This window comes from Kosakonia sp. 1610 (assembly GCF_050435845.1).
GTDB lineage: Bacteria > Pseudomonadota > Gammaproteobacteria > Enterobacterales > Enterobacteriaceae > Kosakonia > Kosakonia cowanii.
This window is the reverse complement of record NZ_JBNDKZ010000001.1, coordinates 1,237,456-1,251,775: the sequence shown is the minus strand read 5'-3', so window position 1 is coordinate 1,251,775 and position 14,320 is coordinate 1,237,456. Positions and strand designations below refer to the sequence as shown.

Sequence of the window (14,320 nt, the reverse complement as noted above, 5' to 3'; positions counted from 1 at the left end):
AAAAGGCAACGTGACTGCGCTGGAATGCTCTTGTAAAAACAAGTCAAACAATTGAATTTGTTATTTATTTTTGCGTGATAAATTTTTAGTGAAATGCAATCTGATGCCAGTTTTACTCATCATATTATGATTGACATGCTCTGATGACATTCTTAGACTCACCCATCACCTCCTGCTGCATGCTTTTTCGGGTAATAAAAAAATATGAATAACAAAATTTGGCTCATGGAAGGTTTGTCATCCCAAAAAGATATTATTCAGGGAATTAAAACCTTCGCCGCAGCGCAACATCTTCAGTTGACCGTGTATGCCTCACACCGCCATGAGCGTAATGAGATCTTATCCGTTGCAGACCACGCGCTGATCGAGCCACAAGAGGCCTCTGAGCGCCTGGCGTTTATCACCGATATTGTGGCAACACATGGGATTCACCATATTCACGCTGGCCGCAACACCCTGTGGTTTGAAGAGAACCGCGCCGCCATTGAGGCCACCGGTGTTACGCTCACTACCGGTTCCACCAGCGCAGAGTGGCTCGCATTAGCCGAAGATAAAGTCGCTTTTGCCGGGCTGATGCAGCAGCACGCGCTGCCGGTCGTCCCCTCATGGCGGGTTGATTCGGTGAGCGATCTGCAAAACTACCTCGCGTCGCCGCCCTTCTCTGACAGCCCAGTCTGCGTAAAACCGGTAACCGGCATTTATGGCATGGGTTTTTGGCGTTTTGATGACACCGCAGCGGCAATGGATCTCTTTAACCATCCCGAAAACCGCACTGTTAACCCGCAGCACTATCTTGCCGCGCTCGCCAGCGCCGAATCATTTAAGCCGCTGGTATTGATGCCCTACCTGCCAGGCCCGGAGTACTCCGTCGATATTTTTGCCGACAACGGCGAAATCCTCGCGGCCGTTGGTCGCAGAAAAGAGGGGGCGATTCAGTATCTGGTTAACGAAGGAGCCGCCTTCGAGCTGGCCTGCCATTGCGCCCGCGTGATGAAAGCAGACGGGCTGGTTAACGTGCAGACACGCAACGATCGTCAGGGAACGCCGCTGCTGCTGGAGATTAACATGCGCCCTTCCGGCGGCATCGGTTATACCCAACATAGTGGCGTCAACTTACCGGGCCTGTTTGCGGCGTTTAAGCTTGGCCTGCTGACAAAAGATGAGGTCATCGGGCGTGCAGCATCCGCCTTTTCCCCCGTCGCCGTAAGAGCGGTGACAGACGTGCTGCTCTATCCGCAGACCCTCTCTAACCGACTGAACTAAGGCTGGATTATGTCTTTAGTGCCTGAAGATGCACGCTATCGCCGTACGCTCTCCTGCGGCGTCATCCAGGTGACGCGCAACCAGGGAGAGATCGCGCTGCAAAACCTGTTCGAAATCGCCGAGCGACGCAACCCTAAACGGGCGTTTCTCTTTGTCAGTAAAGTGCTCGGCCGCCATATTCCCGTTTCGCCTGCCATCATGCGCCAGGCTTACAGGCAGCTTGCCAGTCAGTTCCCGGCGGATCTGCCGGGCCCGGTGCTGTTTATCGGCATGGCGGAAACCGCCGTCGGTCTCGGCGCTGGCGTATTTGACGAACTGCGCCATACCTATAGAGAGTCGGTATATCTCACTTCGACCCGCCACCCTGTCGAGGGTGAACTGCTCTGCGAGTTTAAAGAAGAGCACAGCCATGCCACCGACCATCTGATCTACTGGCCGGATGATGAAGAGAAGCGCCGCCGGGTGAGCGACGCGCGCACGCTGGTGATGATTGATGACGAAGCGACAACCGGCAACACCTTCATCAACCTGCTGGCGGCGCTCCGTGAAACCGGCCACCTGCCGCAGCTGGAGCAGGTGGTTGCCATTACGCTGACCGACTGGAGCAATAATGCGTTACCGGCGCGCTGCCCGCTGCCGGTAACGGCGGTCTCCCTTGTCAGCGGCGAATGGAGCTGGACACCGTTTCCCGATGCGCCTGTACCGGTCATGCCCGCCGTGAATGTCACCTCCCGCGGCACGTGGGAGATCACCGGCAAACAGAGCTGGGGCCGTCTCGGGATGATCGCGCCAGCCGCCGATCTGGGGCGCGAGATCCGCGTTGCGCCGGGTGAGCGCGTGCTGGTTCTCGGCAGCGGTGAGTTTGTCTGGGAGCCGTTCCTGCTGGCCGAGCGTCTTGAAAACGCCGGCGCGCAGGCCTTTTACAGCTCGACGACCCGCTCCCCGATTGCGCTCGGCTTTGCCATCGAGTCGGTTATCTCCTTTACCGACAATTATGGTCTCGGCATTGCCAATTTTGTCTATAACGTCGGCCACCAGCGGTTTGACCGCGTGCTGCTCTGCACCGAGACGGTGGCTGAGAGTATCGATCCCCAGTTGCTGACGGCGCTGGCGGAGGTTGCCCCTGTCGTTGAGGTTGTTACTTATGAATAAGCCCGTCGTATTGAGCGATCTTGATGACACCCTGTTCCAGACCCGCCGAAAAATGGTCGACGAGCTGGCGCTGGAGCCTTTTCGCACCGGTGCCGTGGACCGCTCGCTGTCGCCACGCAGTTTTATGACCGAAGAGCAGGCGATGTTAGTGGACTGGCTGCTGGAGCAGGCCGAGCTTATTCCGGTTACCGCCAGGGGAACGGAAGAGATTAGCCGCGTGCAGATCCCCTTCCGCTCCTGGGCCATTACCACCCATGGCGCGGTGATCCTGACGCCAGAAGGCAAGCCCGATGAGGCGTGGAAAGCCCATATGCTCGATAAATTGTCTGCCTATGGGGAGAGGCTGGTCACCATGCAGCGCCTTATCACCGAAATGATGGAGGCAAAGGGCATCAACGCCTGGGCGAGACTCAATTATGAGTATGATGGCACGCCGATCTATATGGTGATGAAACACCGGGACAGCACGCGCCTTGACGAGCTGAATGCCATTGCCGATGAGATCGAGCAGCAGTTCCCGACCGACGGTTTCTACATTCACCGCAACAGTAACAATGTTGCCTGGCTTCCGCAGCCCGTCGAAAAAGGGCTGGCTGTGAGCTGGCTGCTGGAGAAGCTGCGCGCCGAGCGCGGTATTTTCCCGGTGCTGGGTCTCGGCGACAGCCTGAGCGATCACCGTTTTATGCAGCTCTGCAGCTGGTTTGGGATGCCGCGTCAGAGCCAGTTTGCCGATGCCATTGCGCAGCGCATTTTTAATGAGGGTTAACATGCAGCCACAAGCGAGCTTTTCCGGTTCCTACTTACCCGGCGACGTGGAGTTCCTGCTTCAGCCTGTTGAGATGGAGATGACCCCGGTCGATCAAAAAGAGGCGTTGATCCAGTCAGGCAAAAAGCACTACTCCGACATGCTCAGCCAGGAGCCAGCGCCGACACCGTGGCACCTTGATCTGTTCAAGCGGGCGCTCGACAGCGGTGCCGAACGGCTTGCCAGAGAGGTTACGCAGCTTGCCCGCGAACTGGCGGCACGTTTTGGCGACGAACCGGTTATTCTGGTCAGCCTTGTTCGCGCGGGCGTCCCGCTCGGCGTGATGCTGCACCAGGCCCTGCGCGATATGGGCAAAGCCTCTTTTCACTACGGCATCAGTATCATTCGTGACCGTGGTATCGACAGTGAAGCGCTGAAGATTATCGAGCGTCAGCACGGCACGCGCGGCATTGTGTTTGTCGATGGCTGGACAGGTAAAGGTGCCATCACCGGGGAGCTGATCCGCACCCTCAAAGGACGCGAGGGTTATCCGCCACAGCCGCGTCTGGTGGTGCTGGCCGATCCCTGCGGCTGTTCATGGCTGGCGGCGAGCGACGACGACTGGCTGATCCCCTTTGGTATTATGGGTGCGCCGGTATCGGGCCTCATCTCCCGCTCGGTGTGGACTGAAACGGGGCTGCACGGCTGTGTGGTCTGCGATCATCTGCGTGAGTATGAGTGCAGCCGCATGCTGGTCGATACCGTTGCGCAGTTTCGTAAAACGCTGCACCCCGCGAGCCTCCCTGCCCTGCACTGGGATCTGGATGCCGCGCAGGCGCTATGGCAAAAGAGCCGCGAGGTGATCGCCGATCTCGCTGAGCGGTTTAACGTCGACAGCGTCAACCGTATCAAACCCGGGATTGCGGAAGCGACCCGCGCGGTGCTGCGCCGCGTACCCGATCACGTCTTTGTTCGTGCAACAGACGATCCGGACGTTGCCCTGCTCGTCGGGCTGGCGCGCGAAAAAGGCATTGCCGTTACTGAGATGGGCGCGCAGCTCGGGCAGTACCGGGCCGTCACGATAATCAAGAAGGTACTCTGATGACTACACGCCTCTCCCCCTGGCATCTGGGCGCGACGCTCTACATGCCCGCCACACGTAACGATATTGCCGGGGCGATCCTCGACGGGAAGATCCCCGGCCTGCGCTCGCTGGTGATCTGTCTGGAAGACGCGGTCAGCGAAACGGATATGCCGGATGCCCTTGCCAACCTTGCGCAGCTGTTACACACCCTCAACGCTGCTAAACAGGCCGGTGGAAATAGTGACTGGCCGCTGGTGTTCATTCGCCCGCGCCACCCTGAGATGGGGAAATGGCTGACGGAGCACCTCGATCTCTCTGCCGTTGACGGGTTTGTGCTGCCGAAATTCACCCTCAGCGCACTGCCGCAGTGGTGGGAGATTATGGGCAATACGCACCTCTGCATGATGCCTACCCTCGAAACCGAAGAGGTGTTTGACGTTGTTCAGATGCGTGAGCTGGCTATCGCCCTGCTCGCCCACCCCTGTCACAGCCGGATTATTGCGCTGCGCATCGGTGGCAACGATCTGATGAACGTGGTCTCCCTGCGTCGTCCGCGCGATCTGACGCTCTACGACAGCCCGATGGGGTACGTGATCAAAATGCTGGTGTCGGTTTTTGCACCGCGAGATTTCGCGCTGACCGCGCCCGTTTGCGAACACATTGACGATCATGATGTGATGGCGCGTGAGCTGGCGCTGGATATGGCGCATGGTCTGGTCGGTAAAACGGCGATCCACCCGCGGCAGATTGCAGTCATTGAACGCGCGTTGATGGTCACTCAGGGCGAGCACTCCGACGCCCTGCGCATTCTCAACTCGACCCAGGCGGTGTTTAAATCCCAGGGGGCGATGTGCGAACCGGCGACGCACCGTCGCTGGGCCGTCGGTATTCTCGAACGCGCGCAGGTGTATGGTCTGGTGAATGAGCAAAGCGCAGATGGCATCAGGCTGCTTCCCGCGACTCAGCATCAATAAGGGCGCGCGTGATTTAGCTCATATTGAGGATCGGCCTGCTAGCATTGATGGCCATTTTGTTCAGGGAAGCGAACTGAGAGAAGAATAGCGCAACGTTAATGTCAGACGTTCGAACGCACTTGATCCACTACCTTTGAGGCAGGCTAAACCTAACGATGCAATTAAACACCAGACAGGAACGGATTTTTAAGCTCGCCAATTTACTGGGTTCCGGTAAACCCGTCGCCGCGGCCGATATTATCACCAGCCTCGAGTGCTCGGAGCCGACGCTTACCCGGGCGCTGAAGGAGCTGCGTGAGTCCTACTCCGCGGAGATCAAGTACAGCAAGGCGGCGCACTCTTACCACCTTGTTAATCCGGGGCATCTGGATAAGAAGACCTTGCGTCGTATGAATGAAGCGCTCGCGGCGCACGCCGAGCTGAAAACCAGCGAATCGGGCGGCAGAGTTTATCTTGATAAGGATAAAAAAACCGCCGTTTCGCTCTCGCTGCGTATGCGCATCCTGCGCAAAATCGATCGTCTGGCGAACCTCAGTGGTACGACGCGCAGTGAAGCTGTCGAAAAACTGGCTGAACGTGCCGTCGACGAACTGATTAAAGAGTTCAACGCCAAAAAGCTCGCGCGTTAATACCCGTGCCCCGGCAGCAGGCCGGGCGCCTCTTTTTGCCCCTCTCCTCATCTTTCCCTGTTGATGCCTATGAAAGTTGGCGTCTTGACATGCATTGCGCATGGTCGCCACGCTGAATGCGGACTAAACTTCGCAGAGGCCGCGCGGCATAACGCTATGTAGTTGTTGAAAAAGCGCTAATTTCATTTAAGGCTCTCTTTTTTTTCCTGCGCTTCGCTGCAATTCACAGTCTCTCCCGGCTTTCTCTGCTATTGCTGGATACAAACCTTTCATACCTCTAACAGGATTAGATAATGCGAAGACTACCCGTTTATCTGTTGCTTGATACCTCTGGTTCGATGCATGGCGAACCGATCGAAGCCGTCAAAAATGGCGTGCAGACACTCCTCACTACCCTCAAGCAAGATCCCTATGCCCTGGAAACCGCCTATGTTTCGGTGATCACCTTTGACTCATCGGCACGCCAGGCCGTCCCGCTGACCGATCTGCTGAGCTTCCAGTTACCGTCCCTTGCCGCCAGCGGCACAACCTCCCTTGGTGAAGCGCTCTCGCTTGCCGCCAGCGCCATCAGCAGTGAAGTGCAGAAAACCACCGCAGATACCAAAGGTGACTGGCGACCGCTGGTGTTTCTGATGACCGACGGTTCCCCGACCGACGACTGGCGCAAAGGGTTGCAGGATTTTAAATCGGCGCGCACCGGCGTCGTGGTGGCCTGCGCAGCGGGTCACGATGCGGACACCAGCGTGCTGAAAGAGATCACCGAAGTGGTGCTGCAGCTTGATACCGCCGATAGCTCATCCATTAAAGCGTTCTTCAAATGGGTCAGTGCCAGCATCTCGGTAGGCAGCCAGAAGGTGGAATCCAGCAAAAAAGAGGTGATTGGCCTCGACGATCTGCCGCCACCGCCGCCGGAAGTGAATGTCGTTTTATAACTCATCGATTAAGGGGACGTTATGTCTGTCAGTCTGAGCAAAGGCCAGGGCGTGAGCCTGAAGAAAAATGAGCACGATCTCTCCTCCGTCACCATTGGTCTGGGTTGGGATATCAACGAAGAGAAGAAAGGCTTACTGGGCGGGCTGTTTGGTAAGAAAGAGGAGGAGTATGACCTCGATGTGATCGCCTTCCTCTGTAACGCCGCAGGAAAGGTGACCGATCTCGGCAAAGTGGAGAATGGCAAACCGACGCTGGTCGATGGCGACATTATCTTTTTCAATAGTCTGCGCCATAAATCGGGCGATATCTGGCTGACGGGCGATAACCGCACCGGCGCGGGTGACGGCGACGATGAGCAGATCATTGTCAAGCTCAATGCGCTGGACGCCAGATATGAAAAAATCGTCTTTATCGTGCAGATCTATAACGGGGAAAAATTGCAGCAGCACTTCGGTAAAGTGCAGAACGCGTTTATCCGTGCCGTTGATGCCCGCAACGTTGAGATGGCGCGCTTTGATCTCTCCGGCGGGCCGAACTTTACTCACCAGCGCTCCATGGTGTTTGCCGAGCTGGTGCGTGAACCAACCGGCTGGAAGCTGAATGCCATCGGTGAACCGTCGCCTTCAGACTCCTTTGTCGCCCACCTGAGGAACTATATGTGATGCGCCGCTTACCTGTTTACCTGGTGATCGACACCTCCGGCTCGATGCGCGGCGAGTCGATTCACGCCGTTAACGTCGGTATCCAGGCGATGCTGAGCGCCCTTCGTCAGGATCCCTACGCCCTTGAAAGCGTTCATATCTCCATCATCACCTTCGATAATGCGGCGCGTGAGTTTATTCCGCTGACGCCGCTGGAGGATTTCCAGTTCGCCGACATCGTCGTGCCAAGCGCGGGAGCCACCTTTACCGGTGCGGCGCTGGAGTGCCTGATCGAGTGCGTCGACCGGGATGTGCGTCGCGCCGATGGTGACCAGAAAGGTGACTGGCGGCCGCTGGTCTTTCTGATGACTGATGGCACGCCTTCAGATGCCTTCGCTTATGGTGAAGCGGTGAAAGCGATTCGCAGCCACGCGTTTGGCTCAATTATTGCCTGTGCGGTTGGCCCGAAAGCGGGCCACGAGCACCTCAAACAGCTGACAGATAAAGTGGTGTCGCTCGAAACCCTCGACTCAACGGCCTTCGCGGGCTTCTTTAAATGGGTCTCGGCGAGTGTCTCATCGGGCAGCTCCAGCGCGGGCGTGAATAACGACTCGGATAACCTTCCGCCGCCACCGCCGGAGATCCAGCTGGTGCTGTAAGGTACAGGAGAGGCGGCTGCGCCTCTCTGCCACTCCCCTTTTGTTCGCGTTACACGGCCCTCACGAGGATAAGCAATGAGACGCCTTCCGGTATTTTTTGTCCTGGACTGCTCAGAGTCCATGATTGGTGAAAACCTGAAAAAAATGAACGATGGTCTGCAAATGATCGTCAGTGATTTAAGAAAGGATCCCCATGCGCTGGAGACCGCCTGGGTCTCGGTCATCGCCTTTGCAGGCATTGCGCGCACCATTGTTCCGCTCCATGAAATCGCCTCGTTTTATCCGCCGCGCCTGCCGATTGGCGGCGGCACGCACCTTGGTGCCGCGCTGCGCGAGCTAAGCGTGCAGATCGACAGCCAGGTGAGGGTCACCACCCATGAAGTTAAAGGGGACTGGAAACCGGTGGTCTACCTGCTGACCGACGGCCGCCCGACGGATGATCCCAGTGCGGAGATCAAACGCTGGAAAGAGCACTACGCCCGCAAAGTTAACCTTATCGCGGTCGGTCTTGGCCCCTCGGCGGATCTCAATATCCTCAGGCAACTGACGGAAAATGTGATGCTGTTTACCGAGTCCCGTGAGGGTGACTTTACCCGCTTTATTAAGTGGATCACCGCCTCCGTCACCGCCCACAGCCGCAGCGTGGGTGAAGAGAAACCGCCCGAACTCAACCAGACGGAGTATATCGTCCGGCTGGCGAAAGAGGACGTTGTCCGCGCCTATGATGAGAACTGCGTGACGCTCACCGGGCGCTGCAGTAAAACCCGCCGCCCCTATCTGATGAAATATGAGCGCCCGCCGGTGAACGTCTCCGGTCTCGATTTCCGGCTTAACCTGAACAACTTCAATATTGCCGGTTGCTACCCTATCGATGAAGAGTATTTCGACTGGTCTGACGCCTCGACCTACAACGTCCAGGTGAATACCCGCGATCTGCACGGCGTGCCGGGCTGCCCCCACTGCGGTAACGCCAGCGCGTTTGCCATGTGCGCCTGCGGCAAACTGCTCTGCATCGATGGGCCTGATGAGGTGGTCTGCCCCTGGTGCGAAAGAGTGCTCTCCTTCAGAGATAATGGCGGAGAGTCCGATTTTGACGTCAGCAGAGGACGAGGCTAATGAGCGTTAAAAAAGAGATTATCGGCTTTATTCTCCACTCGCACGGTCATCACGTCGGCGACGAAGAGTTAGACGCGTTATCCGGGGAGCCTGCGCTGCGGGACAAACTCGACGCGTTATTAACCGAACTGGAAAACCAGCTCGCGGCCGTCGAGGGTAAGACCACAACACCGCAGGCTGAGGAGAGCGCTGAAGCGATCGAATCAGCAGACGACGCGGTAACAGAGCCCGACGCTGAGCAACCTGCGCCGCGCCCGGAGTTGTGGAAGTTAATGCCCTACTACGAATTTGAGACCCCGGCAAAAGCGACCCTTGACCCAACCCCGCCAGTGTTGAAGCCAGGCCAGGTGCCGCCAGCGCGATCCGCTGAGGCAGAACGTCCACGACCTGCGCCCTGCGCACGTATCAGCGTGCCGAATGCCCGCGCAGGCGAAGCCTTTTGTGCCCCGCTGGTGATTACCCTTGATGATGGGCAGACGGCAACCATTCATGATGTGGTGATCCCTGACGCGTGCGGGCTTCATTTCGACAAGGCGCAGCAGGTACTGAGCGGCGTACCAACACAGAGCGGCGATATCGAGATGCTGGTGCGCTGGTCCTGCGCTTCGTACACCAATGGTGAAACACCGTTGCTGTTTGTGGTGAACCCCGATCCGCGCAGCCTGTGGAAAATCATTGAGCCACCAGCGGATGCCCCCTACCCGAAAGCGCATGTCGAACAGGAAGGGATTGTGCGTGATGGCGTGAGGATCGCCGGGGCGAGCCGCCGCGGGCGTTCTCATGAGCATGCGGGCAGTTTCCGCGATGATGACTTCTACCTCAATCACAGCGAAGAGACGGGCTGGAGCGTGATGCTGGTGGCCGATGGCGCAGGCAGCGCGGTAAACTCCCGAGAAGGGTCGCGCATTGCCGCCGAAGTGGCCGGGGAGTATCTCTTCAACCAGCTACGCGGGCCGCGAGGCGCGGAGTTAAAGCAGCAGATCGCGCGCTGGGGCACAGAGGAGCAGCAAAACACCATTAACGCGATGCTTCACCACTTTAAGCAAGCGGCAACCCTTGCGGTTAACAGCATCTCGAATGAGGCTATTCGCGCGGAGCAGCCGGTAAAAACCTACTCCACCACGCTGCTGGCAACCGTCTCACTGCGGCTTGGCGAGCAGCTGTTTGCCGCCTCGTTCTGGCTGGGCGACGGCGCAATTGCCGCTTACAGCCCCTCGGGCAAAGTACGCGTGTTGGGCAATCCTGACAGCGGCGAGTATGCCGGGCAGACGCGCTTTCTCGATGCGTCGATTATTGCCGATCCTGCCTTCTCCGGGCGCATCAGCGTCGGCAAGTGGCAGGATGTCTCGCATCTTATCCTGATGACCGATGGCGTCTCCGATCCCCGCTTTGAAACGGATAACGGCCTGCGCAGCGACGAGAAGTGGACGCAACTGGTCAACGAGCTTTCACCCCTGCTTGCGGATGCCGGGCAGGCACCGGAACGTCTCGCCGAGTGGCTCAACTTTTTCTCCCCTGGCAACCATGATGACCGCACTCTTGTGCTGGCATGGTGACTGACACGCGTTACGGGTGACTGAATATGGCAAATATCGTTACATGTACAACAAAAGATGGGCAGACGGTGCAGTACGTCGATGACGTCATCGGATCGGGTTCGATGAAAGATGTCTACTTCTCGCCGGACAAGTCCTATGTGGTGGCCTTCTACCACAAGCCGCAAAACGCCCAGGCGAGAGAGCGGATTGATATGATCACCGGGCGTTACCGGCAGAATATCTTTGAGCAGGCGGGCGGCGATTACTGGAAAGATCTCTTCTGCTGGCCGACGCATGTCGTGGAACACAACAACAAAATCGGCATTGTCGTTCCCGTCTATCAGCAGCACTTCTTCTTTAAGTATGGCTCGAAGAATGATGACTTCCTCGGCATCAAAGGACGCGAAAAAGAGGGGAAATGGTTCGCCAGCGCCAGTAACCAGAACAAATTCCTCGATCCGCGCGAGCGCGGCAACACCCTCACCTATCTGAAGGTCTGCCTGCTGCTGACCCGTGCGGTGAGAAGGATGCATGCCGCAGGCCTCTGCCACAGTGATTTGAGCTATAAAAACGTGCTCGTCGATCCCGAGCAGGGCCACGCCTGCATTATCGACGTCGATGGGCTGGTGGTGCCGGGAAAATACCCGCCTGATGTGGTCGGCACCCCCGATTTCATCGCGCCAGAAGTGGTGGAAACCAGCCACCTTGCGAAAGAGGATCCTAAGCGCGTGCTGCCGAGCATCGCGACGGATCGCCATGCGCTGGCGGTGTTGATCTATATGTATCTCTTTTTCCGCCACCCGCTCAGAGGTGGAAAAATCCACGATCTCGATGATGAAACACGGGACGAAACGCTGGCGATGGGCGAGCGGGCGCTGTTTATCGAACACCCGACGGACAGAAGCAATGCCGTCAAGCTTAACCAGATCTCCCCGTTTGCGCTGCCCTGGGCCGACCCGGAAAAAATCCCCTATACCATCATGGGACCTTACCTGACGCCGCTGTTCGATCGTGCGTTTATCGAGGGGTTACATAACCCCACCCGTCGCCCGACCGCTGATGAGTGGGAAAGCGCGCTGGTGAAAACCGTGGATCTGATCCAGCCCTGCCAGAACAGCAGCTGTGATCAGAAGTGGTATGTCTTCTCCGGGAAAACCAAACCGGTCTGCCCTTACTGCGCAACGCCCTACCGCGGGAAATTGCCGATTCTTAACCTCTACTCCTCCCGTAAGGCAGGCAGCTTCCGGCCTGACGATCACCGCTTAATGGTGTGGAGCGGTCAATCCCTTTACGCGTGGCATGTGAACCGGCTGATTGCGCCGAATGAGCGCACCACAGCGGAGCAGAAAAAGCGTGTTGGCTACTTTGTTTACCACAACGATCAGTGGTGGCTGGTGAACGAAGGGATTGAGGGGCTGATGTCGCTCCCGGATAAAAAGCCCATCCCGATTGGCGACAAAATCGAGCTGACGGACAACGCGCAGTTCGTTCTCTCCCAGGAAGAAGGCGGCAGGCTTGTAGTGGTTCAGCTCCTTTCCAACTGATCAACATCAACAGCAGGCAGCCTTTGCCTGCTTTTTTTCATGGAGTTCACCATGCTGCCAACGCTTACTACCATTGATGGCCTTTTTTACCGGGCAATCGATCCTGCGTACCGCGATCTGGCGCTGGCGGGGTCGCGAAACGCGGGTAGATATTCGCGGGCCGATCAACCGACGCTCTACCTCAGTTCTTCGCCCGAGGGCGTCGACGCGGCGATGCAGGCGCATAAAGCGAACCGCAGCGCGCAGCTGGAGATTATTCAACTGCGCGTTCACGCCGCCCGCATTTTCGATTTACGCAACGCTGCTGCGTTATCCGCCGCCGATATCGATCCCGCCGATGCCGTTGCGCCGTGGCAGGAGATTGTCGCTTCGGGCGGCACGCCCTCCTCCTGGCGCGTGCGTCAGCAGCTGGAAACAGTGGGTGCGGCGGGATTGATCGACCCTTCGCGTAAAGCGCCGGGTCTCTGGCATCTGGTGCTGTTTAGCTGGAATAGCGGCGCCGGGCAGCCCGAGGTGGAGATGGTGACGTGAAGCCTGTGAACATAACAGATTGTTTATCAATGTAAAAAAGTATGTGTTAACACGCTTTTTGAGCACAGATAAATCTCAGATCATTGCAAAACCATTAATTATGGTAGGCAATTATTGTTGATCGATACTATTTTTATGCGATATTTACTCTTGTCTTGACGGTGTCTCCTGCCTAATCAAGACCCGCTCGTGACTGAGCAAAACTGATGATGTACTAAAAGAAAAAATAGTATTTTGACTCTGCTGCCCTCCCGTGAGGGCATTTTTTTTGCCTGTGTTTTAGTAAGGACGCTGCATCGCCATCCGCCGCTTCGCATCCAGCCCGCTTGCGGCTTCTGCGGCAATCAGGCTTTTAAGCCGTGGCGAAAGCGCCTCCTCTTTGATCGGCTCAAACCCCAGTGAGGCGTAAAACCCAGCGTTGAATGGCGCATAGCGATCGGTGGTCAGCGACGCGCCCGCTAAACCGCGCCTCTCTCCTGCGCTCAGCAGCGCCCGCAGCAGCTGGCGACCAATCCCCTTGCGCTGCCATGCCGGGTGAACATCCATTTCGGCGATATGCAGCCAGTTATCCACGATCTGCGCCCCGGCAAAGCCGACCGGTTGTTGGTCGGCAGTCAAAGCCACCAACAGCAACCCTTCGTGGGATAACTGTTCGAGATCTTCAAGGCTGGAGGCCGCCGGTTCACCGCTTACCGCCCCGGCGGCCCGCAGCGTTTCAAAAGCGGCGAGTTCAATCTCTCTTAGCGCGGCGAGATGCCCGGTGCGGGCTGGCGCAATAGTGATGTCATTCATTGGGTTCCTGAATTATTCGAGGCAATCAGTTCACTGTCGATTATCTCTTTAACCACCCCTTCTGTCTGCCAGCGCGTCAGCTTCTCCACTACCGTGTGATAGAGCGCATCCTGCTGGCGCGGCAGACAGATCGCCTGGGCAATCTGCATAAAATCATCCTCCAGCACGCGGTATCCGGGGTGTTGAGCCGCCGTTTGCTCAAGGGGCTGGCGGATCCCGGCGACCATATCGCCCTCACCACTTAGAAAGGCCTCGATCGCCGCCTGGGATGAACTCAGGCGATTGAGCGTGGCGTGATCAAGCTCGCGGGTTAGGTAGAGATCGTACGCCGCGCCCCGGCCGACGTTTATCACCACGCCGGGTTTATCCATCTGCGCCACGCTCAGCCACGGGCTTTGCGCCTTTACCAGCGCCGTGCCCTGAATGGTGATATAGGGCTGGGTAAAGCGTAATGTCTCTTCGCGTTTCGGATCGACGGCAAGGAAAGCGATATCCCAGACGCCGTTCCCTGCATCCTCCACCACTTTTCCGGCGGTCGGATAGGTAATAAATTGCGCCTCTTTTGCCATATCGGCGGCAATCCGCCGGGCAAGTTCAACGGTGATCCCGGCAGGCTCACCCGCCGCGGTCTGGCGGGCAAGCACGGCGTTACCTAAATTGATGGCGAAACGAAGCGGTTGACTGGCTGACATAGTGCTTCTCCTGAAAGCAGTTTATGC

General features: G+C 57.4%; 15 protein-coding genes. 13 read left to right on the top strand and 2 right to left on the bottom strand.

The window, feature by feature from the left end; translation table 11 throughout:
• Positions 1–204: 204 nt before the first annotated feature.
• From ABIC80_RS05990 to ABIC80_RS05930, 13 genes are all read left to right on the top strand, one after another.
• Entirely contained in the window at positions 205–1,263 is a 1,059-nt protein-coding gene (locus ABIC80_RS05990; RefSeq protein WP_429176012.1) for an ATP-grasp domain-containing protein, read from the top strand.
• Between the two features lie 9 nt (positions 1,264–1,272).
• Positions 1,273–2,415: a phosphoribosyltransferase domain-containing protein gene (locus ABIC80_RS05985; protein ID WP_429176011.1), complete on the top strand. Its 1,143-nt coding sequence runs from the start codon at positions 1,273–1,275 to the stop codon at positions 2,413–2,415.
• A complete protein-coding gene (locus tag ABIC80_RS05980) occupies positions 2,408–3,181 on the top strand; it encodes a hypothetical protein (RefSeq protein WP_054804158.1) in 774 nt (257 codons plus the stop codon). The genes ABIC80_RS05985 and ABIC80_RS05980 overlap by 8 nt, the downstream gene beginning before the upstream one ends.
• A gap of 1 nt (position 3,182) precedes the next feature.
• Positions 3,183–4,262 (top strand): cysteine protease StiP family protein, encoded by a 1,080-nt coding sequence (locus ABIC80_RS05975; RefSeq protein WP_042716793.1) that lies wholly within the window; start codon positions 3,183–3,185, stop codon positions 4,260–4,262.
• Positions 4,262–5,218 carry an HpcH/HpaI aldolase/citrate lyase family protein gene (locus ABIC80_RS05970; protein ID WP_429176009.1) on the top strand — a complete coding sequence of 319 codons (957 nt, stop codon included), beginning with the start codon at positions 4,262–4,264 and terminating at the stop codon, positions 5,216–5,218. Before ABIC80_RS05975 ends, ABIC80_RS05970 begins: the two co-directional genes overlap by 1 nt.
• 155 nt (positions 5,219–5,373) lie before the next feature.
• Positions 5,374–5,847, top strand: coding sequence for a tellurium resistance protein TerW (locus ABIC80_RS05965; RefSeq protein ID WP_429176007.1), 474 nt, complete (start codon positions 5,374–5,376; stop codon positions 5,845–5,847).
• Between the two features lie 293 nt (positions 5,848–6,140).
• The gene (locus ABIC80_RS05960) at positions 6,141–6,779 is read left to right on the top strand and encodes a vWA domain-containing protein (protein WP_200580158.1); all 639 of its coding nucleotides are present in this window, start codon (positions 6,141–6,143) and stop codon (positions 6,777–6,779) included.
• A 21-nt stretch (positions 6,780–6,800) separates the two neighbouring features.
• On the top strand, positions 6,801–7,442 hold the full coding sequence (locus ABIC80_RS05955; protein ID WP_023478766.1) for a TerD family protein: 642 nt from the start codon (positions 6,801–6,803) through the stop codon (positions 7,440–7,442).
• The gene (locus ABIC80_RS05950; protein ID WP_429176005.1) at positions 7,442–8,080 is read left to right on the top strand and encodes a vWA domain-containing protein; all 639 of its coding nucleotides are present in this window, start codon (positions 7,442–7,444) and stop codon (positions 8,078–8,080) included. The genes ABIC80_RS05955 and ABIC80_RS05950 overlap by 1 nt, the downstream gene beginning before the upstream one ends.
• 75 nt (positions 8,081–8,155) lie before the next feature.
• Positions 8,156–9,196, top strand: a complete 1,041-nt coding sequence (locus ABIC80_RS05945; protein WP_042716803.1) for a TerY-C metal binding domain-containing protein — start codon at positions 8,156–8,158, stop codon at positions 9,194–9,196.
• Complete coding sequence (locus ABIC80_RS05940) at positions 9,196–10,752, top strand: PP2C family serine/threonine-protein phosphatase (RefSeq protein WP_429176003.1); 1,557 nt, start codon at positions 9,196–9,198, stop codon at positions 10,750–10,752. The genes ABIC80_RS05945 and ABIC80_RS05940 overlap by 1 nt, the downstream gene beginning before the upstream one ends.
• 26 nt (positions 10,753–10,778) lie before the next feature.
• Complete coding sequence (locus tag ABIC80_RS05935; RefSeq protein ID WP_429176001.1) at positions 10,779–12,278, top strand: helix-hairpin-helix domain-containing protein; 1,500 nt, start codon at positions 10,779–10,781, stop codon at positions 12,276–12,278.
• 51 nt (positions 12,279–12,329) lie between these two features.
• Complete coding sequence (locus ABIC80_RS05930) at positions 12,330–12,809, top strand: RES family NAD+ phosphorylase (RefSeq protein ID WP_429175998.1); 480 nt, start codon at positions 12,330–12,332, stop codon at positions 12,807–12,809.
• A gap of 279 nt (positions 12,810–13,088) precedes the next feature.
• On the opposite strand, the gene ABIC80_RS05925 is transcribed toward ABIC80_RS05930, so the two are convergent.
• Both ABIC80_RS05925 and ABIC80_RS05920 read right to left on the bottom strand, forming a co-directional pair.
• Positions 13,089–13,601, bottom strand: a complete 513-nt coding sequence (locus tag ABIC80_RS05925) for a GNAT family N-acetyltransferase (RefSeq protein WP_429175996.1) — start codon at positions 13,599–13,601, stop codon at positions 13,089–13,091.
• Entirely contained in the window at positions 13,598–14,293 is a 696-nt protein-coding gene (locus ABIC80_RS05920; protein WP_429175994.1) for a transporter substrate-binding domain-containing protein, read from the bottom strand. Before ABIC80_RS05920 ends, ABIC80_RS05925 begins: the two co-directional genes overlap by 4 nt.
• Positions 14,294–14,320 lie beyond the last annotated feature (27 nt).

What these genes read in the sequence shown, in the direction of transcription:
- ABIC80_RS05970 (WP_429176009.1), top strand. Translation starts at nt 4,262, where the DNA reads ATGACTACACGCCTCTCCCCCTGGCATCTGGGCGCGACGCTCTACATG.
- ABIC80_RS05975 (WP_042716793.1), top strand. Translation starts at nt 3,183, where the DNA reads ATGCAGCCACAAGCGAGCTTTTCCGGTTCCTACTTACCCGGCGACGTG.
- ABIC80_RS05925 (WP_429175996.1), bottom strand. Translation starts at nt 13,601, where the DNA reads ATGAATGACATCACTATTGCGCCAGCCCGCACCGGGCATCTCGCCGCG.
- ABIC80_RS05985 (WP_429176011.1), top strand. Translation starts at nt 1,273, where the DNA reads ATGTCTTTAGTGCCTGAAGATGCACGCTATCGCCGTACGCTCTCCTGC.
- ABIC80_RS05935 (WP_429176001.1), top strand. Translation starts at nt 10,779, where the DNA reads ATGGCAAATATCGTTACATGTACAACAAAAGATGGGCAGACGGTGCAG.
- ABIC80_RS05960 (WP_200580158.1), top strand. Translation starts at nt 6,141, where the DNA reads ATGCGAAGACTACCCGTTTATCTGTTGCTTGATACCTCTGGTTCGATG.
- ABIC80_RS05990 (WP_429176012.1), top strand. Translation starts at nt 205, where the DNA reads ATGAATAACAAAATTTGGCTCATGGAAGGTTTGTCATCCCAAAAAGAT.
- ABIC80_RS05945 (WP_042716803.1), top strand. Translation starts at nt 8,156, where the DNA reads ATGAGACGCCTTCCGGTATTTTTTGTCCTGGACTGCTCAGAGTCCATG.
- ABIC80_RS05955 (WP_023478766.1), top strand. Translation starts at nt 6,801, where the DNA reads ATGTCTGTCAGTCTGAGCAAAGGCCAGGGCGTGAGCCTGAAGAAAAAT.
- ABIC80_RS05940 (WP_429176003.1), top strand. Translation starts at nt 9,196, where the DNA reads ATGAGCGTTAAAAAAGAGATTATCGGCTTTATTCTCCACTCGCACGGT.
- ABIC80_RS05950 (WP_429176005.1), top strand. Translation starts at nt 7,442, where the DNA reads ATGCGCCGCTTACCTGTTTACCTGGTGATCGACACCTCCGGCTCGATG.
- ABIC80_RS05920 (WP_429175994.1), bottom strand. Translation starts at nt 14,293, where the DNA reads ATGTCAGCCAGTCAACCGCTTCGTTTCGCCATCAATTTAGGTAACGCC.
- ABIC80_RS05930 (WP_429175998.1), top strand. Translation starts at nt 12,330, where the DNA reads ATGCTGCCAACGCTTACTACCATTGATGGCCTTTTTTACCGGGCAATC.
- ABIC80_RS05980 (WP_054804158.1), top strand. Translation starts at nt 2,408, where the DNA reads ATGAATAAGCCCGTCGTATTGAGCGATCTTGATGACACCCTGTTCCAG.
- ABIC80_RS05965 (WP_429176007.1), top strand. Translation starts at nt 5,374, where the DNA reads ATGCAATTAAACACCAGACAGGAACGGATTTTTAAGCTCGCCAATTTA.